This window comes from Mesorhizobium sp. MC2-1-1, from assembly GCF_057597255.1.
This window is the reverse complement of sequence record NZ_CP195205.1, coordinates 2,981,941-3,000,848: the sequence shown is the minus strand read 5'-3', so window position 1 is coordinate 3,000,848 and position 18,908 is coordinate 2,981,941. Positions and strand designations below refer to the sequence as shown.

Genomic DNA, 18,908 nt, shown 5'->3' with positions numbered 1-18,908 from the left:
TCCGGTTTGACTTGCGCATTCCCCCAAGGGAACGGGCAACCCGGATGCAGGCCCGAGGCAATTTGGTCAAGTCCTTTCTGGTGAGCCAGCCGGGTTGCCGACCGGCAATACGATCAGAGCCAGCCGCGGCGCCGGAAATACCAGAAGGGCAGGATCGCCGAGACCACCATCAGGCCGATCGCGAAGGGGTAGCCTAGCTCCCATTTGAGTTCGGGGATTATGTCGAAATTCATGCCGTATATCGAGGCGACCAGCGTTGGCGGCAGGAAGATGACGGCGGCGACCGAGAAGATCTTGATGATGGCGTTCTGCTCGATCGAGATCATGCCGAGCGTGGCGTCGAGCAGGAAGGAAATCTTCTGCGACAGGAAAGTTGCATGGTCGGCGAGCGACAGCACGTCGCGCGACAAGGTCTTGATGCGGGCGCGCACGTCCTTGCTCATCTTCGTCTGGGCCGAGACATGGGCGAGGAAACCGGCAAGGCGCTGCAGCGAGATCAGGCTGTCGCGGACCGAGGAAGCGAGGTCCTCCTTGCGGCCGATACCTTTCAGGAGCTCCTGGAAATCGCGGTTGCGCTTGGAAGCCTTGGTGGAGCGCGCCTCGAAGATGTCGCGCGAGATCGCCTCCACATCGCGGCCGGCGCGCTCGAGGATATCGGCCAGGCGATCGACAATGGCTTCCAGAAGGCCGATCAGGATGGTGTCTCCGCTGGTGCAGCCGGTCGCCACTTTCTCCGCGCGCAGCGGGAAGGTCTTGAAGGCCTTAGGTTCGTGGTAGCGGATCGTGATCAGCCTTTTGCCGGCCAGCGCGAAGGTCACCGGCGACATCAGCGGGTCGTCCGCCTCGGTCTGCGCCGGCAGCACGGCGGTCATGAAGTAGCCGCCATCCTCGACATAGAGGCGGCTCGAAATCTCGATCTCCTCCATCTCCTCGCGGGTCGGCACGGCAATGCCCAGCCAGCTCTCGATGCGGGCCTCTTCCTCCTTGGTCGGGTTGAAGAGGTCGGCCCACACGATCCTGTCGCCATCCGTGGCGAAATCCTCGGTGACGCGCAGGCGATCATTGTCCACGACGAAGGCCTTGATCATCGCCAGGTCTCCCTTGACGGAAAGGGTTTCGTTGGATTGCACCGGGATTGCCGGCGGAAAACACCGCCTGCAAGCCGACTAGCCCCGTGATATCACAACGTCAAGACAGCGGGCGGCCGCGGAGCCGCAACGGAATCAGGTGTTGAACTTGAACAGCATGATGTCGCCGTCCTGGACGACATAGTCCTTGCCTTCGTCGCGCGCCTTGCCGGCTTCCTTGGCCGCAACTTCGCCGCCCAGCGTGACGAAGTCGTTATAGGAGATGGTCTGGGCGCGGATGAAGCCGCGCTCGAAATCAGTGTGGATGACGCCGGCCGCTTGCGGCGCCTTGTCGCCCTTGTGGATCGTCCAGGCGCGCGTCTCCTTCGGTCCGACGGTGAAATAGGTGATCAGATGCAGCAGCTCGTAGCCGGCGCGGATCACCTTGTTGAGGCCCGGCTCGTCGAGGCCGATCGAGGCGAGGAACTCCATTTCCTCTTCGTCGGAAAGCTGGGCGACCTCCGCCTCGATCGCCGCCGAGATCACCACCGTGCCGGCGCCCTGCGCGGCCGCCATCTTCTCCACCGCCCTGGTGTGCTCGTTGCCGGTGGCTGCGTCGGCCTCCGCGACATTGCAGACATAGAGGACGGGGTGCGAGGTAAGCAGGTTCAGCCCCTGAAGGATGCGCAGATCCTCCGGCGCGATGCCGTCGAGCAGGAAGCGCGTCGGCTTGCCGGCCTGCAGCAGCTCAAGCGACGCCTCCATCATGGGCAGGACGGACAGGGCTTCCTTGTCCTTGCCCGCGGCCCGCTTGCGGACCTGGGCGATACGGCGCTCGAGGCTCTCCAGGTCCGCGAGCATCAGCTCGGTCTCGACCGTCTCGGCGTCCGCGACCGGATCGATGCGGCCCTCGACATGGGTGATGTCGTCATCCTCGAAGCAGCGCAGCACATGCACGATCGCGTCGACCTCGCGAATGTTGGCGAGGAACTGGTTGCCCAGGCCTTCTCCCTTGGAGGCGCCGCGCACCAGGCCGGCGATGTCGACGAAGGAGATGCGGGTCGGGATGATCTCCTTCGACTTGCCGATCGCCGCGATCTTCTGCAGGCGCGGGTCCGGCACCGCTACCTCGCCGGTGTTCGGCTCGATGGTGCAGAAGGGATAGTTGGCGGCCTGCGCGGCGGCCGTCCTGGTCAACGCGTTGAACAGCGTCGACTTGCCGACGTTGGGCAAGCCAACGATGCCACATTTGAAACCCATGTTCGTCCAGTCCTGTCGGAATTTCGATTTTGGTGAGGGCTATGGGCGATAGCGGTGACGAACGTCAAGCCCTTAGCCCGCGATCGTACCGCGGCTTATTCCTTGCCGCCGAAAAGCTTCTTCAGCATGGCGGCCATCGGGCCGCTTTCGGGGAGCTTTGCCGCCGGCTGCTGCGGGCGCGCCTGGCGGACATGGCTTTGTTGCTTCGGCGCCTTGGGCGGCGGGCGGTCGTCATCGCCGGTCGGCACGAGCTTGTCGCGCAAGGTCAGCGTGACGCGGTTCATGAATGAGTTGTCGTCGCCGTTGGCCAGCAAGCCGGCATTGTCGGCGATGGCGTCGAGCAGAACATCGAGCCACTCGCGATCGGCCTTGGAGAAATCGCCAAGCACGTGGCCGTGCACCATCTCCTTGACGCCGGGATGGCCGACGCCGATGCGCACCCGGCGATAGCCGTTGCCGACATGCTGGTCGAGCGAGCGGATGCCGTTGTGGCCGCCGGAGCCGCCGCCTACCTTGACCCTGAGCTTGCCGGCGGCAAGGTCGATCTCGTCGTAGAGGACGGTTAGCGCGGTCGGTCCGAGCTTATAGAAGCGCAGCGCTTCGCCGACCGACTGCCCGGACAGATTCATGAAGGTCTGCGGCTTTATCAGCAGGATCTTCTCGCCGCCGAGCGTGCCTTCCGAAATCATGCCCTGGAATTTCCTCGACCAGGGCGAAAAGGAATGGCGGCGGGCAATCGCGTCCGCCGCCATGAAGCCGACATTGTGCCGGTTGTTCCCGTATTTCGCGCCCGGATTGCCGAGGCCTGCAAAGACAAGCATCGCCGTCTCCGGACTTAGAGCATGATGCCGAAGAGTTTTAGGGGGTTTTCGGAAAACATCATGCTCTATTTCTTTGATTTAATCCGGATGAAATCATCCGGCGGAGAATTACTTCTCTTCGGACGCCGGGGCCGCCGTTTCGGCAGCCGCTTCGGTGGTGGCTTCCGTCTCCGGCTTCATCGCCGACGAGCCAGCAACGGTCGCGATGGTGAAGTCGCGATCGGAGATGACAGGCTTGACGCCGGCCGGCAGCTTCACCGACGAGATATGGATCGAATCGCCAATGTCCGTGCCGGTGAGATCGACGGTGATGAATTCCGGGATCGCGTTGGCCGGGCAGTGGAACTCGACTTCGTGGCGAACGATGTTGAGCACGCCGCCGCGCTTGATGCCGGGCGACTTGTCCTCATTGATGAAGTGGACGGGCACGTCGACATTGACTTCGGTGTCCTTGCCGATGCGCAGGAAGTCGACATGGACAGGAAAATCCTTGACCGGGTCGAGCTGGAAATCCTTCGGCAGGACCTGGATCTTCTTGCCGTCGACATCGATCGTGGCGATCGTGGTCAGGAACCCGCCGCCATGGATCTTGTAGAAGATGTCCTTGTAGTTGAGCGCAATCGCCAGGGGAGGCTGCTTGTCGCCGTAGATAACCGCAGGCACTTTACCGTTACGGCGAACTGCACGGGCGGACCCCTTACCGACCTGTTCGCGCGCTTCGGCTTTAAGCTCATAAGCATCGTGGCTCATGGCATTTCCTTTCGCGTGTTGTGGAGCGTCCACGGCCGGCAGACCCGCCCGTAAACGTCGAAAGCCGTCGCGGCCTGGCACAGTCGGTCCAAATGCCTTTGGCTGTCCAAATGCTTTTGGGGATCATGCAGGCCTGGCCGGCCTTCCTCCGCGTTGCCTCCAAGGGTGTCTACGCGGGTGGCGGCTCTATAGCGGAAGGCGGGCGAGGGCGCAAGCGGCCGACTTGAAGGCGCGGGCACGCCTCAGGCTGCGTCGATCCGACCGCTGTTCAGCGCATCGCGCAACGCCTGGATCTGCCGGTTCAAGGCATCGAGTTCAGCCATTTTCATACCTGACCTTTCGATCAAGGTCTCGTTCAGGCAATTGCAGCGGACGAGCAGAGCGCGTCCGGCGGGGGTCATGTCGACCTGCACCTGACGCTCGTCGGCCTGGCTGCGCTGGCGGGTGACAAGGCCGGCCTGCTCCATACGTTTCACCAGCGGCGTGATTGTGCTCGATTCCAGGGCGAGCCGGTGCGCGATGCTTCCCACCGACATACCGTCGGCCTCGCCGAGCGCGTTGAGCACGAGATATTGCGGATAGGTGATCCCCATCTCGTCCAGCATCGGCTTGTAGGTGCGGTTGATCGCCATGCTGGTGGCGTAGAGCGTGAAGCAGAGCTGATTTTCCAACGGGAGAGGCACGGCGCGTTCCTTTTGCCGACTGAGCACCGCTTGCGTACCACGAAATGATATCGCGATACATATTCCAGTAGACAAGGGGTTCAACCTCCATTACCGATATTGATATCGCGATATTGTTTATCGCGATATCGCCGAAAAAGGAGATTGAGATGACTTCGCAGACCAAGCCGGGTTCGGGCAGCGGCACGATCACCACCAAGGACGGAACGCAGATCTTCTACAAGGATTGGGGATCCGGGCAGCCGATCGTCTTCCACCATGGCTGGCCACTGAGCAGCGACGACTGGGACGCCCAGATGCTGTTCTTCCTGTCAAAGGGCTATCGAGTCATTGCCCATGACCGCCGCGGCCATGGCCGTTCCAGCCAGACCGACACCGGCAACGAGATGGATACCTATGCCGCCGACGTGGCGGCGCTCGCCGCGCATCTCGACCTCAAGGATGCCATCCATGTCGGCCATTCGACGGGCGGTGGCGAGGTCGCGCGCTATGTCGCGCAATATGGCGGCGAAGGCCGCGTGGCCAAGGCCGTGCTGATCGGCGCGGTGCCGCCGATCATGTTGAAGACGCCGGCCAATCCAGGTGGCCTGCCGATCGAGGTGTTCGATGGTTTTCGCGCTGCACTGGCCTCCAACCGCGCCCAGTTCTTCCACGACGTGCCGGCCGGGCCGTTCTACGGCTTCAACCGCCCCGGCGCCCAGGTTTCCGAAGGCGTCGTCGACAATTGGTGGCGCCAGGGCATGATGGGCGGAGCCAAGGCGCATTACGATTGCATCAAGGCCTTCTCCGAAACCGACTTCACCGAGGACCTTAAGAAGATCGACGTGCCGGTGCTTGTCATGCATGGCGACGACGACCAGATCGTGCCGATCGCGGACTCCGCGCTCATCTCGATCAAGCTGCTCAAGAAGGGCGAGCTCAAGGTCTACAAGGGCTTTCCGCACGGCATGGCGACGACCCAAGCCGACGTCATCAACGCCGATCTGTTGGCGTTCTTCGAGGCCTGATACTGCTTGCCAAGTCACGGAGGCGCCCGCCGTCAGGCCGGGCGCCTCCGTGACGGCGCGAGATTGTGCCCTGTCTTCCGCGCCAGCGCCGTTCCCCTTCAAGCCAGGATGCGCGCCAATTTGGCGCCCACCCTTGGCCGGATCTGGGCTCGCCAGTTTGAGCCTCCAATCAGTTCGACGCCACGATCAAGGTCGGCGCGGTGGCTTTCGCGCAGGGAATTGTCGATAACGAGCACATGATGCGCGCCGTCGGGGAATTGCGGGGCGAACATCGCCCTCCGACTCTCGAGCGCGGCTGGGTATCTGGCCGTCCAGTGGAACGAGAAGGCTCGGGATTCTCAGTTGAGACATGTCTCGACCGTTGTCCCGACAATGCTTTCTCCGGCCAGACGCGAGATGATGCCCTCATCTTTGCAATCGCCAAGTTCCAGCTTGGGCGTAGCTTCGCATCCATCCATCAACATCATGTCCAGACTCGTCGTCGAATGGTAGCCTCACACCTGGGTGGGGGAGCGGGAACATGAATGCTACGTCGACACTTCATGCCTTCGGTTGCGGCATCGTGCCGATCCGATGAGGTATGCTTCACTTGGAACGTTTCCGATCTGGCGGCCGGTGCATGGCGGTCAGTTGAGAGCGAATGCCGTTCACCGGGTCCTGCGGGATTGCGGATGGGAAACACGTCATATCGCCGTCACGCCCAATGGCGGCGCCAAGCGGGAAATGGAGCCCGGCGATCTCTTCATCGAGATGCCGCGCCGGTTTCGCAAGACCATGGCCAGGCGCAAATGGCGTTCCGACGTCGCCACCGCTGAATTCATCACGGCCAGCAGGTCGCATCGGCGCGAAATCGCCAGATTTCTCGACGACTTCAGGCCGGATGTCATCGCCCTGGAGCAATGTTGGCTTTGGCCGGCCGTGCGTGAGTACATGGAAACATGCGCGCCTGAGGCACACTTTTCAGTCGTGTACAGTTCGCACAACGTCGAACAGGAATTGCTGGCGCAAGAAGCCACGATCCCGGGCGCGCAAACCGACCTCTGGAGCGCTCAGCGCGCGGCGGATATCGAGTCCGACCTTGCCGCGAAGGCGGACCTGATCGTCGCCGTCAGCGGGCAGGATGCAGCCTATTTTCGCCAGCTCAATCCAAGCGTGGTGGTCGCCGCCAACGGCACGTGGCCACGCGCATCGCCCGTCGGCCTCGAGCATTGGGCGTCGCGGTTCGCCGGCCTGCGCACCGCGCTGTTCGTGGCATCGGGCCATCCCCCCAACGCCAACGGATTTCTCGAGCTTACGGCGCCGGATCTCGGTTTCCTGTCCCCTGCCGAACGAATTGTGGCAGTCGGTGGCGTTTCCGGACAGATCGAGGCCGACCATAGATTTCTGCGCGGCGGGGGCATCAACAATGCCCGCTCCGAACTGCTCGGCGTGCGGGATGCCGGGACGCTCAGCGCGCTGATCGAACTCGCCGACGTCGTGATCCTTCCGATCCTCGAAGGCGGCGGCACCAACATCAAGACCGCCGAAGCGCTCTATAACCGCAAGTCGATCGTCGCGACGCCCTTTGCTTTTCGCGGCTTCGAGCATTTCAAGCACTCGCCGAATGTCCGGCTGGCAGGCAACCCGGTGGATTTCCAGGATCTGCTCGTGCAGGCGCTGCGGAGTGAACGTGACGATCCGGCACCGACGGATGTTGCCCAACTGGATCGGCTGCTTTGGACGGCGACGCTGCAAGTTCTTCCGGATCAGTTGGCAGCCTTGCCGAGGCGGGAGCGCGGTGCGTCAGCGAACTTGCCCGCGCCGCGGTCAATCGACGGCCCCAAACGCTTTCTTCGCGCGCTTTCACAGTGGTTGGGCCCGCGGACAAGCAACTGATCCAGCCTGGACGCATAGCAATACACCCGCTGGCAGGCGGGCGAATTGCCTCGGGTTGTCCGATGCTCGCGGGCAATCAGGCCTTCCGCGCTTCCTTCATGTTGGGCAGGAAGACAGTCAACAGGCCGAGGAAGGGCAGGTAGGAGCAGATCTGGTAGACGAAGTCGATGCCCTTCATGTCGGCGACGACGCCGAGCACCGCGGCCGCTATGCCGCCCATGCCGAAGGCGAAGCCGAAGAAGATGCCGGCGATCATGCCGACGCGGCCCGGCACCAGTTCCTGTGCGAAAACGACGATATTGGAGAAGGCCGACGACAGGATCAGGCCGATCAGCACGGTTAGCACCATCGTCCATTCCAGATTGGCGTAGGGCAGCGCCAGCGTGAAGGGCAGCACGCCGACGATCGAGAACCAGATCATCGCCTTCTGTCCATAGCGGTCGCCGAACGGGCCGCCGAGCAGGATGCCAAGCGCCGAGGCGCCGAGGAACAGGAACAGCATTACCTGGCTCATCTGCACCGAAACGCCGAATTTATGGATGGCGTAGAAGGTGTAGTAGCTGGAAATCGAGGCGATATAGGCGTTCTTGGTCAGCACCAGCAGCGTCAGCACGGCCAACGCCCACATGACCTTCTTGCGCGGGAAGGGCGAGACATGGGCGGCCTGCTTGCGGGTCGCCATCGAGGCGCGCAGCCGGCTGTACCAGCCGCCGACCTGCCACAGCACGACTATGCCGATCAGCGAACCGACGGCGAACCAGGAAATGCTGGTCTGGCCGAACGGCACGACGATGAAGGCCGCGAGCAGCGGACCCATGGCCTGGCCGAAATTTCCGCCGACTTGGAACAGCGATTGCGCAAGGCCGAAGCGGCCGCCCGAGGCAAAGCGGGCGATGCGCGAGGATTCCGGATGGAAGATCGCTGAGCCGATACCGATAAGCGAGGCGCCGGTCAGGAGCAGCCAATAATGGCCGGCATGGGCAAGCACTACCAGGCCGACCAGCGACGAGGCCATGCCCCAGGGCAAGGAATAAGGCATCGGCTTCTTGTCGGTGATCATGCCGATCACCGGTTGCAGAAGCGAGGCCGTCACCTGGAAGGTGAAGGTCAGAAGGCCGATCTGCCAGAAATCGAGACCGTAATTGTCCTTGAGCAGCGGGTAGATCGCCGAAAGCAGCGACTGCATGATGTCGTTGACGCAGTGGCAGAAGCTCACCGCAAGAATGACGGTGAAGGCCGTCGCTTGCGCCGAGGTGTGGCTTGCCGGCGTCGGCGCGGCGACGGAGGTGGCGGTCGTATCGGTCAAGGCAATGCTCCGTGGTCGTCTTTGCGGCGAACCGCAGGCCGCCTTATAGGTTGCTTGTCACGCGACTTCTTTCGTGGTTTGGTCCAATAGTTTCGCAAGTGGGCCACATCCGATGCCGCATGGCCGGGAAATCTTCAGGGGCGATGCCGCCGAGCTAGGCCGGCTGCACGAGAGCCGCTGGCAGTGGCTGGAGCAGGCGGTTGGCCCCGCGGTCGCCTTGCCGACCGAATACCCCGACGGCTATCACGTGCCTAGGCACCGCCACAGCCGCAGCCAGCTGTTGCACGCGCTTGTCGGCGTCGTGTTGGTGACGACGCAACACGGCCGCTGGATGGTGCCGCCCGACCATGCGATGTGGATACCGGCCGGCATAGAGCATTCCGTCGAGATGCTGGGCGACGTCTCGATGCGCTCGGTCTATGTGATGCCCAACGCCATTCCGGGCCTGCCAGAGGGATTGCGGGTCGTCGGGATTACCGAGTTGATGCACAGCCTGATCGTCGAATCGGAGAAGCTGCCGCAGGGCGGCGAGCTCCAAGGCCGCGCCGGGCTCGTCATGGGCCTTTTGCTGCACGAGATTCCGAACCTGCCGGAACGGCCGCTCGGCTTGCCTTTCCCATCCGATCCGAAGCTCGCGGCGCTCTGCCGGCGCTTCGTGGCAGCTCCTTCGCCGCATGCCACGATCGACGAATGGGCGGATGCCGCGGGCATGAGCCGCCGGTCGTTCACCCGTGCCTTCCATCGCCAGACCGGGCTGTCGCTCTCGACCTGGCGTCAGCAGGCCTGCCTGTTCGCGGCGCTGCCGAGGCTGGCCGACGGCGAGCCGATCACCAGGGTGGCGCTCGATCTCGGCTATGACAGCGTGCCGGCCTTCACCACCATGTTCAAGCGCATGCTCGGCACCTCGCCGCGCGGCTACATGCGCGGCGCGCGAGAGGTGGGGGAGGGAGCGAGGCGGCTGAGCGGTCCGACCCGGATAGAGGCCCAGGTGGCTTAGTCGAACAGGCTCGACACCGATTCCTCGGTTGCCGTGCGCGAGATCGCTTCGCCCATCAGATCGGCGATCGAAATAACGCGGATGTTCGGCGCGTCGAGCACGCCCTGCGTCGGCTGGATGGAATCGGTGATCACAAGTTCCTGCAGCTTCGAACCGGCGATACGAGCCACCGCGCCGCCGGAGAGCACCCCATGGGTGATGTAGGCGGTGACGCTGGTCGCGCCGTTGGCCAGCAGCGCGTCAGCCGCGTTGCAGAGCGTGCCGCCGGAATCGACGATATCATCGATCAGCAGGCAGTCCTTGCCGGCGACCGCGCCGATGATGTTCATCACCTCGGATTCGCCGGGGCGCTCGCGGCGCTTGTCGACGATGGCGAGCTGCGCGTCGAAACGCTTGGCCAGCGCGCGCGCCCGCACGACGCCGCCGATATCGGGCGACACGACGACGACGTTTCCGAGCTGCTTGTATTTGGCCTTGACGTCGCGGGCCATCACCGGCACCGAGAACAAGTTGTCGGTGGGGATATCGAAGAAGCCCTGGATCTGGCCGGCGTGGAGATCGAGCGTCAACACACGGTTGGCCCCGGCGCGAGTGATCATGTTGGCGACCAGCTTGGCCGAGATCGGCGTGCGCCCCGATGCGCGGCGGTCCTGCCTGGCATAGCCGAAATAGGGGATGACCGCCGTGATGCGCCGGGCCGAGGAGCGCATGAAGGCGTCCATCATAATCAGCAATTCCATCAGGTGGTCGTTGGTCGGAAAAGAGGTCGACTGCAGGATGAAGACATCCTCGCCGCGCACGTTTTCCTGGATCTCGACGAAGATTTCCTGATCTGCGAAGCGCCTGACACTGGCCTTACCCAGCGGAACGTTGAGATAGCGAGCGACCGCTTCGGCCAGCACCCGGTTGGAATTGCCCGCGAAAAGCTTCATGCACCGTTCCTGGTGAAGGATGGAGAGACCCGACAGACTCTCATGAGCGTTTTAAGCGGGCTTTTAGCGGCCCGGGCCGGTATTGCAAGCCTCGTTGTGGGGAATCCTTCCGGCGACCGCAACAAACGTCGAAATCATCGCAAGCCGGCAACAGTATGGCCGGCAACAGTTTGGCCGGCAAAGCTCGTCCGGCTACCATTCGTTCAACCGGCGCCGCCGCCGCCGAGCCACGCGGCGAACTGGTCGATCGTCTGGTCGGCTATGGCCTGCATGGTCGCGGGCGCCACAGTCGGCCACCCCTCGCCGCCGCCGACCGCGGGCGCTTTCTGCTGGCCATTGATGCGATGGAGGCGATTTCCGGAAGGGTCGTAAATATCCCAGACATAAATGACGGTCGTGTCCTTCCCCTCGGACATCGTCGAAAAATAGCCTTTCAGCACATGCGTCGCCGTCTGATCCGTGCTGCCGACAAGCGTCAAGCCGCGCTGCTTGGCGCGCGTCTGCAACTCCGTCGTCAAGGGCGCTGCGGCCTCTACCGAGGCGCCGACGATCGGCGCCACCTGCAGCCGGGTCTTGGCGAGAGCCGCGGCCTGGGCCGGCGTGGCGGGCGTGGAAGCCGCGGCGGTCGCCGTGGGGACTGTCGAGGTTGCCGTCGGTGATGTGGCGGCCGATATGCCCTGGGCGGCTGGCAAAGTCTGGGCCGAACTCGCCGGCGGTGTGACAGCCGAAGGATCGAGGACGTCCTTGGCGTTGGTGCAAGCGGCAAGCGCCGCCGCTGCAAGCAATGACACGCTCGTCACCCGCGATCGTCTCATTTGCCCGAGAACTCCCTGGTGGCGAAGACCACCCCGTGAACCAACCATTATGGATTCACTGTACGATCAAGTCGAGATCATGGCGGGAGAGGGGCTTCGGCGCCGATTCCGTGGTGAGGTACGTGCGGCCAAGCGTCATCGCGGTTTCGGTTTCGGAATCCATGATGATCATATGCGCGAACAGCGTCATATTGGGGGCGATCGGCTCCGGATTGCCCTGGTAGAACATCGGCATATCCATCCAGGACGGCGTGAAGCGGGCGCCGACCGAGTAGCCGCAGGCGTTCAGCCGGTGCTTGGTCAGATTGTGCGCCTCGAGCGTGCGGGCATGCGCGTCGAAGACATCGCCGAAACTGTTGCCCGGCGTCATCGCCTTTTCGACCGCGAGCAGGGCGGCGCGGGACGCGTCGAACAGTTCCTGGTGACGCTTCGACACCTTGCCGGTCAAAATGGTGCGCATCATCGGAGCATGATAGTGGTGGAACACACCGGCCCATTCGAGCGTCAGCTGATCGTTCTTGGTGAGCTTGCGCCGGCCAGCTTTATAACGGCAGAGGAGGGCATCGGCACCCGAGCCGATGATGTATTCGTTGGCGGGATAGTCCCCGCCGCCGGCAAAGACCGCGCCCTGCATTGCCGCAAGAATGAGCCCTTCATCACCACCCTGCCTGATCAGCGGCAGAGCGGCGTCCAGCGCGTCGTCGGAAAGATTGGCTGCCTTTTCCGCCTTGGCTATCTCGGCCGGGCTCTTGAACAGGCGCAGGCGGCCGACGATCCCCGACGCATCGGCGATCTGGCCGAAAGTCTGCAACTGTTCATCCACGCGGCGGCCATTGTAGGCTGTCAAGCCGTGAGTGTCGTATTCGACGCCGATGCGGGCGCCGAGCAGGTCGAGGTCGTTCAGCAGGTTGCGCAGGTCGATCGCGGGATTGGCGCCGTCGCGGTCGGTCCACAGCTCGATGTTGTCGATGGTCGAGGTATGGCGGGCCTGCCTGAGATCAGCCGAGCGGGTGAGCAGCACCATGGAGCCATCGGCCTTCACCACCAGGCACTGGAAGAAGCAGAAGCCGAACGTGTCGTAACCGGTCAGCCAGTACATGCTCTCCTGAGCGAACAAAAGCACGGCGTCCAGCTTCTTCTCGGCCATCTCGATCAGCAGCCGGTCACGCCGCGCGTCGAATTCCGATCGTTCGAAATGCAGCGCCATTACTCTTTCTCCAGAACAATTGCCGAAACCTGGCGCCCGTAATCCGCTTCCTTGCGGTGTGTGGTGCGCCGGTAGGAATAGAACAGGTCCTCTTCCGCGTAAGTGCAGCGGCCAAGGCCCTCAGCGGTCACGCCGGCGTTGCACAGCCGGTCGAGTGTGTATTGGTTGAGGTCGAACATCGAGTGGCCGGCGGTCCTGGATGGCCTGAAATAGCGGTGATTGTCGGCGTCGGCTTCGACGAAGCGGGCGACGAACTCTGGCCCGACCTCGTAATTGTCGGGGCCGATGGAGGGGCCGAGAACGGCGACGATGCGCTCGCGGCTGGCGCCGAGGCCTTCCATCGCGGCGACGGTGTTTTCGAGCACGCCGGTAAAGGCGCCCTTCCAGCCGGCATGGGCGGCGCCGATGATGCGCGCCCTGGCGTCGGCGAAGAGAACCGGCCCGCAATCGGCGGTCGAAGCTCCTATCGCGATGCCCGGACGATCGGTCACGATGGCGTCGGCTTTCGGGCGGGGCCCCGCGAAGGGTTCCCTGGCGATCACCACGTCCGGCGAGTGGATCTGGTGCGCAGTCAGCAAATGATCCGCCGCCACGCCCATCCAGTCGGCGACGCGCCGCCGGTTTTCGGCCACCAGCGTTTGATCGTCGCTGGAGCCCGTGCCGATGTTGAGCCCCCGGTAGATCCCGTTGGAGACGCCGCCGATACGGGTGAAATAGCCGTGGCGTACGCCTTGCGCCTTTTCAAGGAGCGGCGAGCGTACTGGATCGGGTCTGGTCTGATTCAGCATGGGGGGGTTGTCGACCGTGTGAGGCGGTTTCGTCAAGGCGAAGTTCGGAGAACGAAGCGGACCAGCCGGTGATCCGCTTCCTGACGTCAGGCGGCCTTCGCCGCCGGCACGACCTTCATGACCTTGAACAGCTCACCCATTCCGTCGGGGCCGGCTAGGCGTTCGACCGCGTCGGAGATGGCTTGACGGGCCTGCTCGTCGGCGTTCGCTCCCAACGTGCCGGCGCGCTCGATCAAGCCCATGCCAAGCAGGAATTCTCCCTGTGTCGCGATCTCGACACGTAGCCCATAAGGGCGCACCGCTGTCGCGAGCGCGGCGAAATCGACATGCGATGTCAGGTCGGCCTCGCCGGGGCCGGCCAGCACGTCTTCATACCGATGCCGGCGCAAGGCCTGCAGGGTGTCGCCGATGCCAGGCTGCACATGGCCGTAGTCTATAAAGAGGCCCGCGCCGCCCTGGGCAGCGATGCGCGCCGCGATCGCCGACATCAATGCGACACGGGCCGGCGCCACTTCAGCGACGGCGCCTTCCGGCGCGCCGGAAGCGTCTTCGGGCAACAGCGATGGATCGAGCGAGCCGGCGCCGGCAAAGAAGAGCAGCTCGCCATTGTCGTCGAGACCGACCATGCGCTCGCGCCAGCTTTCGCCGACACGCACGAACTGCCGGATCGGCACGGCGTCGAACAATTCGTTGCCGACGATGAACAGCGGCTGTCGAGGCAGCGCGTCGATTGTCTGGTGCCAGGCAAGCGCCGCGTTTTGGCCCGCAAGCGTCTGTTTCTGGATTTCAGCCAGGCGCGGACTGGTCTCGATCATGGCAAAGGAAGCAGCGGCCACGAGCGCAGGGTCGAGCCGCGACCACGTCCGAAGCATGTCCTTCATCAGCGTGCCGCGGCCCGGGCCGATCTCGGCGAAGGTCGCCGGCAACGGCCGGCCGGCACCTTGCCACGCGTGGTAGAGCCAGACCGCGACGAGCTCGCCGAACATCTGGCTGATCTCGGGCGCGGTGATGAAATCGCCGGCGGCGCCGAATGGCTCACGCGTGGTGTAGTAGCCGTTCTGCGGATCGAACAGGCACAGCGCCATGTATTCGTCGACCGGCATCGGCCCAACGGCTTCGATCAGATCGACGATGCGCTCCTTGAGCCGGGTCATGCCGCCTGCGGCTGCGCCATCGGCTTTGCGGTGACCATGGCCCAGATCCCGGCGAGCACCATCGGCGTGGACAGGATCATGCCCATGGTGAGCCAGTTGGTGCCGAGCAGGTAGCCAAGTTGCTGGTCGGGCTCGCGGAAGAACTCGACGAAGATGCGTGACAGGCCGTAACCGCAGATGAAGGCGCCGCCGACAAAGCGCGGCGTCTTCAGTTTCAGGCGCGAATGGGTGAGGAAGCGCAGCACCAGGAACAGCACCAGGCCTTCGAGCAAGGCCTCGTAAAGCTGGCTGGGGTGGCGGGTGAATGGCCCGCCATTCGGGAATTCGATCGCCCATGGCACGTCCGACGGCCGGCCCCAGAGCTCCGAATTGATGAAGTTGGCGACACGCACGAGGCCGAGCCCAACCGGCACGCCGGCCGACACCACATCGAACAGCGTCCAGGTGTGGATGCGGCGCTTGAGCGAAAACAGCGTCATGGCGAGGATCACGCCGAGCAGGCCACCATGGAACGACATGCCGCCCTGCCAGACAGCGAAGATATCGAGCGGATGCGCGGTGTAGCGCGGCAGGTCGTAGAAAAGCACGTAGCCGGTGCGCCCGCCGAGCACGACGCCGATCGCCGCCCAGACGATGAAGTCGTCGAGGTCCTCGGGCTTCATCGGCAGCCTGCCGTCGGACCAGAGGCGCGGGGTGGTGACAAGGCGCTTGGCATACCACCAGGCAAAGAGGATGCCGACGATATAGCCGAGGCCGTACCAGTGCACCGCGAGCGGCCCGATATTGACGATGACCGGGTCGATGTTGGGGAACGGCAGGGAGGCCAGCGGCAAGAGGAAATATTCGCTCAAACTGGGATCTCCCGGTTGCGGTCGCCTGTCGGGCGCGGACCATGCGGCAGGGTTTTGGCAGGGTCAAGGCAAGGCGGTTGATGTTCTGAACGCCACGGCGCGCACCTTCAAACCTGAGATTTGCCGGCGACAATCTGCCTTAGAGCATCGTTGATCCTGTCCTGCCAGCCAGGGCCGTCCTCCTGGAAGTGGTCCAGTACGGCGCGATCGATCCTTATCGAAACAAGCTCTCTGACATTTGGCACCGCCGGGGCCTCGCGAATTGGCGCCGCGGGCTTTTTGACGGGCTTGAAGGCGGCTTCCGCTGCTGCGATCGGGTTTGTCGGTCGGCGCGGGGGCGTTGCCATTGATCGATCCTGACTGAGTGCTGGAACAATACGCTGCACAATAGGCGATTTGGCGGCTTCAAGTACAGGTCGGGGCAATGTGATAACTTTCTTCAGGCATCGCGCCGCGATGCGCCATAGCAACGCAGCCATGGTATCGAACCTCAACGTTCTTGCATTCCGCGGCGCGCGCCACTACGTCAAAACGACAAAGCGAGGATATGCCATGTCGACCGGACCGAACCGCATTCTCGATGAATTCGCGAAGATCATGACCGACGCCGCGGGTGCCGCGCAGGGCGTGCGGCGCGAAGTGGAGACGGCGTTCCGGGCGCAGGCCGAGCGCATGCTGAACTCCATGGATGTGGTGCAGCGCGAAGAATTCGAGGCCGTGCGCGAGATGGCGGTCAAGGCGAGGGAAGACAATATCCAGTTGGCAACGCGGGTCGAGGCGCTCGAGGCCAGGCTCGCCGAACTGACCGGACAGGCCGCACCTGCGGGCGCGGCGAAGCCCCGCGCGAAAAAATAATTATTAAACTTTTCCACAAAGCGCGATCCGAAAAATCGCTTTGCCGTGAATTGCTTACCGGCATTGCATGAATCTTTGTGACAGCGACCTTTCCACATGCGGATGACGCAGTGCGAAAAATTGGGCTGTTCACGCGACTCCCGATCAATAGACTGAATTTGTTGCATGATTCGAAGCAGGGTCATGCGCCGGGCGGCGGGGTCCGGTCTGGGGTCTTTGCGTTTGAGAAGTTCCTGGCCGTCCGAGTTCTAGACAAGATTGTTCGTCGTGTGTGCCCCGCGGAGCGTGTGGCGCTCCCCTGAACACAGGAAGCATCCATGGAACTTCTCGAACTCGAATTTTCCCGTGAAATCCACCCGGTGGACGTCATCGAGCAGGTGGCACACAACAACGACTGGTCCTTCGAGCGCGCCGGCGACGACGAGATTTCGATTTCGGTGGCCGGCAACTGGACCGACTACCACGTCTCCTTTTCCTGGATGGAGGATTTCGAGGCGCTGCATCTGGCGTGCGCCTTCGACATCAAGGTGCCCGAGACGCGGGCGCTGGAAGTGATGCGGCTCCTGTCGTTGATCAACGAACAGATGCTGTTCGGTCATTTCGACCTGTGGGAGCAGGAAGGCGCGATCATGTTCCGCCAGTCGCTGCTGCTTGCCGGCGGGGTCGAGCCGTCTAGCCAGCAGGTCGAGGTGCTTCTGTCCTCGGCACTCGAAGCCTGCGAATGCTATTTCCAGGCCTTCCAGTTCGTCGTCTGGTCGGGTACATCGGCCAAGGACGCGCTCTCCAGCGTGCTCTTCGAAACCCACGGAAACGCCTGAACCAAGCCGATATTGCCGATGAGTTCCAGCCACGAGCGCAAGCCCGAGATCAGCTTCGCCGATTTCGACCGTGTCGACATCCGCGCGGGCACGATCGTCGAAGCCGAGCCGTTTCCGGAGGCGCGCAAGCCGGCGATCAAGCTGAAGATCGATTTCGGCCCAGATATCGGGGTGAAGAAGTCGTCGGCGCAGATCACCAAATACTACGCGCCGGAAACGCTGGTCGGCCGCCAGGTCTTCGCGGTGGTCAATTTCCCGCCGCGTCAGATCGGTCCGTTCATGTCGGAAGTGCTGACGCTCGGCTTTCCGGACGAGGAGGGCGCGGTGGTGCTCGGCGCGATCGAGCGCAAGGTGCCGGATGGTGGGCGCTTATTCTAGGACCAGCCTCGGCCGGCCGGCAGCTGCGACATCCTGATGCCTGCGCTTGCGCGGCATCCCCAGCGCTTCATCGACCACGTCGAGGAACATTTCGGCGCATGCCTTCCAACTGTAGCGCATCGCACGCTGGCGCGCTTCGGCGCGATCGACGTGAAGCGCCTTCATCGCCGCCTCGCCCAGATCGTTCGACACGGCTCCGCCGATGCCGTCGCCGACAATGTCGATCGGTCCGGTCACCGGATAGGCGGCGACTGGCGTTCCGCTGGCCAGCGCTTCCACGATGACGTTGCCGAACGTGTCGGTGCGGCTCGGAAAGACGAAGACATCGGCCGATGCATAGATCTCGGCCAACTCGTCGTTTGGGCGGTGACCGAGGAAATGCGCGTTGGGATAGCGCGCCTTGAGTTTTGTCAGCTCCGGTCCTTCACCGACGATAACCTTGCTGCCGGGCAGGTCGAGGTCGAGGAAGGCAGTCAGGTTCTTTTCGATCGCTACGCGGCCTACGCACAGGAAGACCGGGCGGGGGAATCCGGTCTCCTTGCGCTTGTCCGGCCGGAAATGATCGATGTCGACGCCACGCGTCCAGGGCCTCAGCTTGTTGAAGCCGCGCGCCGCGAGGTCGTCCGCCAGCGATTGCGTGGCGACCAGCGTGCCCTGTCCGGAATTGTGGAAGTCGCGCAGCCAGTTGTAGGCCCAGCGCTCCGGCACAGGCAGGCGGGCGCTGAGATATTCCGGAAAGCGCGTGTGGTAGCTGGTGGTGAAGGGACGACCGATCCCGCGGCAATGGCGGCGCGCCATGATGCCGAGCGGACCCTCGGTGACGATGTGGATATGGTCGGCCTTGGCGGCTTCGATCAGCCGCGCCACATGGCCTGGCGTCGTCAATGCGAGCCGGATGTCAGGATAGGTCGGCATCGGCAAGGTGCGAAAAAGGGTCGGCGTCAGGAAATCGAGTTCGACGTCGAAGGGTTTCAGCGCCTCGGCGAGGCGTTCCAGCGTGTGTACCACGCCATTGACCTGCGGCCGCCATGCGTCGGTGACCATCAGGATACGCATGGCGATCCCGATGCGCATGACCGTCCTTTACCGTGATAGTTCCCTGGCGCGCCGGCGTGGTGCCGGAACGGCAACCAGGCCGCAGCTCGCGCCTCGCTCCAGCGCACCCGGGCAGGCGCGGGATCGAAGCGGGGCGGCGGGGCCGAATCGAGAAGGGTCGCGCGCTTCATACGCGCTCTTCACCATGATTTCATGACGGGCGGATGAAGCCTGTTTTTGATTGAGCATGATCTTATCCGAACCGAAGATCAGCGCGGCAAGAACCGGCTGCACTTTCGGTATCATTTT

At 63.3% G+C, this 18,908-nt stretch carries 22 protein-coding genes; 6 read left to right on the top strand and 16 right to left on the bottom strand.

Translation table 11 applies throughout. The features are described from left to right. Positions 1-113: 113 nt before the first annotated feature. From corA to ACR64R_RS14905, 5 genes are all read right to left on the bottom strand, one after another. Positions 114-1,088, bottom strand: a complete 975-nt coding sequence (gene corA, locus ACR64R_RS14925) for a magnesium/cobalt transporter CorA (RefSeq protein WP_487362446.1) — start codon at positions 1,086-1,088, stop codon at positions 114-116. Between the two features lie 135 nt (positions 1,089-1,223). Beyond that, a complete protein-coding gene (gene ychF, locus ACR64R_RS14920) occupies positions 1,224-2,327 on the bottom strand; it encodes a redox-regulated ATPase YchF (RefSeq protein ID WP_487357127.1) in 1,104 nt (367 codons plus the stop codon). A 95-nt stretch (positions 2,328-2,422) separates the two neighbouring features. Next, the gene (pth, locus tag ACR64R_RS14915) at positions 2,423-3,148 is read right to left on the bottom strand and encodes an aminoacyl-tRNA hydrolase (protein WP_487357126.1); all 726 of its coding nucleotides are present in this window, start codon (positions 3,146-3,148) and stop codon (positions 2,423-2,425) included. Positions 3,149-3,256: 108 nt separating this feature from the next. Beyond that, on the bottom strand, positions 3,257-3,898 hold the full coding sequence (locus tag ACR64R_RS14910) for a 50S ribosomal protein L25/general stress protein Ctc (protein WP_487357125.1): 642 nt from the start codon (positions 3,896-3,898) through the stop codon (positions 3,257-3,259). Positions 3,899-4,140: 242 nt separating this feature from the next. Beyond that, positions 4,141-4,581 carry a MarR family winged helix-turn-helix transcriptional regulator gene (locus ACR64R_RS14905; protein WP_487357124.1) on the bottom strand — a complete coding sequence of 147 codons (441 nt, stop codon included), beginning with the start codon at positions 4,579-4,581 and terminating at the stop codon, positions 4,141-4,143. 149 nt (positions 4,582-4,730) lie between these two features. Between ACR64R_RS14905 and ACR64R_RS14900 the strand changes: the two genes are divergently transcribed. Continuing rightward, on the top strand, positions 4,731-5,588 hold the full coding sequence (locus ACR64R_RS14900; protein WP_487357123.1) for an alpha/beta fold hydrolase: 858 nt from the start codon (positions 4,731-4,733) through the stop codon (positions 5,586-5,588). A gap of 98 nt (positions 5,589-5,686) precedes the next feature. On the opposite strand, the gene ACR64R_RS14895 is transcribed toward ACR64R_RS14900, so the two are convergent. Continuing rightward, positions 5,687-5,860 (bottom strand): hypothetical protein, encoded by a 174-nt coding sequence (locus ACR64R_RS14895; RefSeq protein WP_487357122.1) that lies wholly within the window; start codon positions 5,858-5,860, stop codon positions 5,687-5,689. A gap of 343 nt (positions 5,861-6,203) precedes the next feature. Here ACR64R_RS14895 and ACR64R_RS14890 point away from each other — a divergent pair, with 343 nt between their 5' ends. After that, complete coding sequence (locus ACR64R_RS14890) at positions 6,204-7,463, top strand: glycosyltransferase (protein ID WP_487357121.1); 1,260 nt, start codon at positions 6,204-6,206, stop codon at positions 7,461-7,463. A gap of 76 nt (positions 7,464-7,539) precedes the next feature. Here the strand turns inward: ACR64R_RS14890 and ACR64R_RS14885 are convergent, their stop codons facing one another. After that, a complete protein-coding gene (locus ACR64R_RS14885; protein WP_487357120.1) occupies positions 7,540-8,769 on the bottom strand; it encodes an MFS transporter in 1,230 nt (409 codons plus the stop codon). A 112-nt stretch (positions 8,770-8,881) separates the two neighbouring features. Between ACR64R_RS14885 and ACR64R_RS14880 the strand changes: the two genes are divergently transcribed. Continuing rightward, the gene (locus ACR64R_RS14880; protein ID WP_487357119.1) at positions 8,882-9,766 is read left to right on the top strand and encodes an AraC family transcriptional regulator; all 885 of its coding nucleotides are present in this window, start codon (positions 8,882-8,884) and stop codon (positions 9,764-9,766) included. Here ACR64R_RS14880 and ACR64R_RS14875 read toward each other — a convergent pair. The 7 genes from ACR64R_RS14875 to ACR64R_RS14845 form a co-directional block, all read right to left on the bottom strand. Continuing rightward, positions 9,763-10,698, bottom strand: a complete 936-nt coding sequence (locus ACR64R_RS14875; RefSeq protein ID WP_487357118.1) for a ribose-phosphate pyrophosphokinase — start codon at positions 10,696-10,698, stop codon at positions 9,763-9,765. The two genes, ACR64R_RS14880 and ACR64R_RS14875, sit on opposite strands and share 4 nt — an antisense overlap. Before the next feature lie 203 nt (positions 10,699-10,901). Further along, the gene (locus ACR64R_RS14870) at positions 10,902-11,513 is read right to left on the bottom strand and encodes a hypothetical protein (RefSeq protein ID WP_487357117.1); all 612 of its coding nucleotides are present in this window, start codon (positions 11,511-11,513) and stop codon (positions 10,902-10,904) included. A gap of 55 nt (positions 11,514-11,568) precedes the next feature. Then, positions 11,569-12,720 carry a M24 family metallopeptidase gene (locus tag ACR64R_RS14865; protein WP_487357116.1) on the bottom strand — a complete coding sequence of 384 codons (1,152 nt, stop codon included), beginning with the start codon at positions 12,718-12,720 and terminating at the stop codon, positions 11,569-11,571. After that, entirely contained in the window at positions 12,720-13,508 is a 789-nt protein-coding gene (gene pgeF / locus ACR64R_RS14860) for a peptidoglycan editing factor PgeF (RefSeq protein WP_487357115.1), read from the bottom strand. The genes ACR64R_RS14865 and pgeF overlap by 1 nt, the downstream gene beginning before the upstream one ends. Before the next feature lie 86 nt (positions 13,509-13,594). Next, positions 13,595-14,662, bottom strand: a complete 1,068-nt coding sequence (locus ACR64R_RS14855) for a class I SAM-dependent methyltransferase (protein WP_487357114.1) — start codon at positions 14,660-14,662, stop codon at positions 13,595-13,597. Continuing rightward, entirely contained in the window at positions 14,659-15,513 is an 855-nt protein-coding gene (lgt, locus tag ACR64R_RS14850; protein WP_487357113.1) for a prolipoprotein diacylglyceryl transferase, read from the bottom strand. Before lgt ends, ACR64R_RS14855 begins: the two co-directional genes overlap by 4 nt. A gap of 107 nt (positions 15,514-15,620) precedes the next feature. Next, a complete protein-coding gene (locus ACR64R_RS14845) occupies positions 15,621-15,860 on the bottom strand; it encodes a BrnA antitoxin family protein (RefSeq protein WP_487362445.1) in 240 nt (79 codons plus the stop codon). A gap of 205 nt (positions 15,861-16,065) precedes the next feature. Here ACR64R_RS14845 and ACR64R_RS14840 point away from each other — a divergent pair, with 205 nt between their 5' ends. From ACR64R_RS14840 to ACR64R_RS14830, 3 genes are all read left to right on the top strand, one after another. After that, positions 16,066-16,368, top strand: coding sequence for an accessory factor UbiK family protein (locus ACR64R_RS14840; RefSeq protein ID WP_224636597.1), 303 nt, complete (start codon positions 16,066-16,068; stop codon positions 16,366-16,368). Between the two features lie 317 nt (positions 16,369-16,685). Continuing rightward, on the top strand, positions 16,686-17,186 hold the full coding sequence (locus tag ACR64R_RS14835; protein ID WP_487357112.1) for a type III secretion system chaperone family protein: 501 nt from the start codon (positions 16,686-16,688) through the stop codon (positions 17,184-17,186). An 18-nt stretch (positions 17,187-17,204) separates the two neighbouring features. Next, a complete protein-coding gene (locus ACR64R_RS14830; RefSeq protein ID WP_487362352.1) occupies positions 17,205-17,564 on the top strand; it encodes a tRNA-binding protein in 360 nt (119 codons plus the stop codon). Here the strand turns inward: ACR64R_RS14830 and ACR64R_RS14825 are convergent. Beyond that, positions 17,556-18,620: a glycosyltransferase family 4 protein gene (locus tag ACR64R_RS14825; RefSeq protein ID WP_487362444.1), complete on the bottom strand. Its 1,065-nt coding sequence runs from the start codon at positions 18,618-18,620 to the stop codon at positions 17,556-17,558. The two genes, ACR64R_RS14830 and ACR64R_RS14825, sit on opposite strands and share 9 nt — an antisense overlap. A 27-nt stretch (positions 18,621-18,647) precedes the next feature. After that, positions 18,648-18,905, bottom strand: coding sequence for a hypothetical protein (locus ACR64R_RS14820; protein WP_487362351.1), 258 nt, complete (start codon positions 18,903-18,905; stop codon positions 18,648-18,650). Between the last annotated feature and the right edge of the window lie 3 nt (positions 18,906-18,908).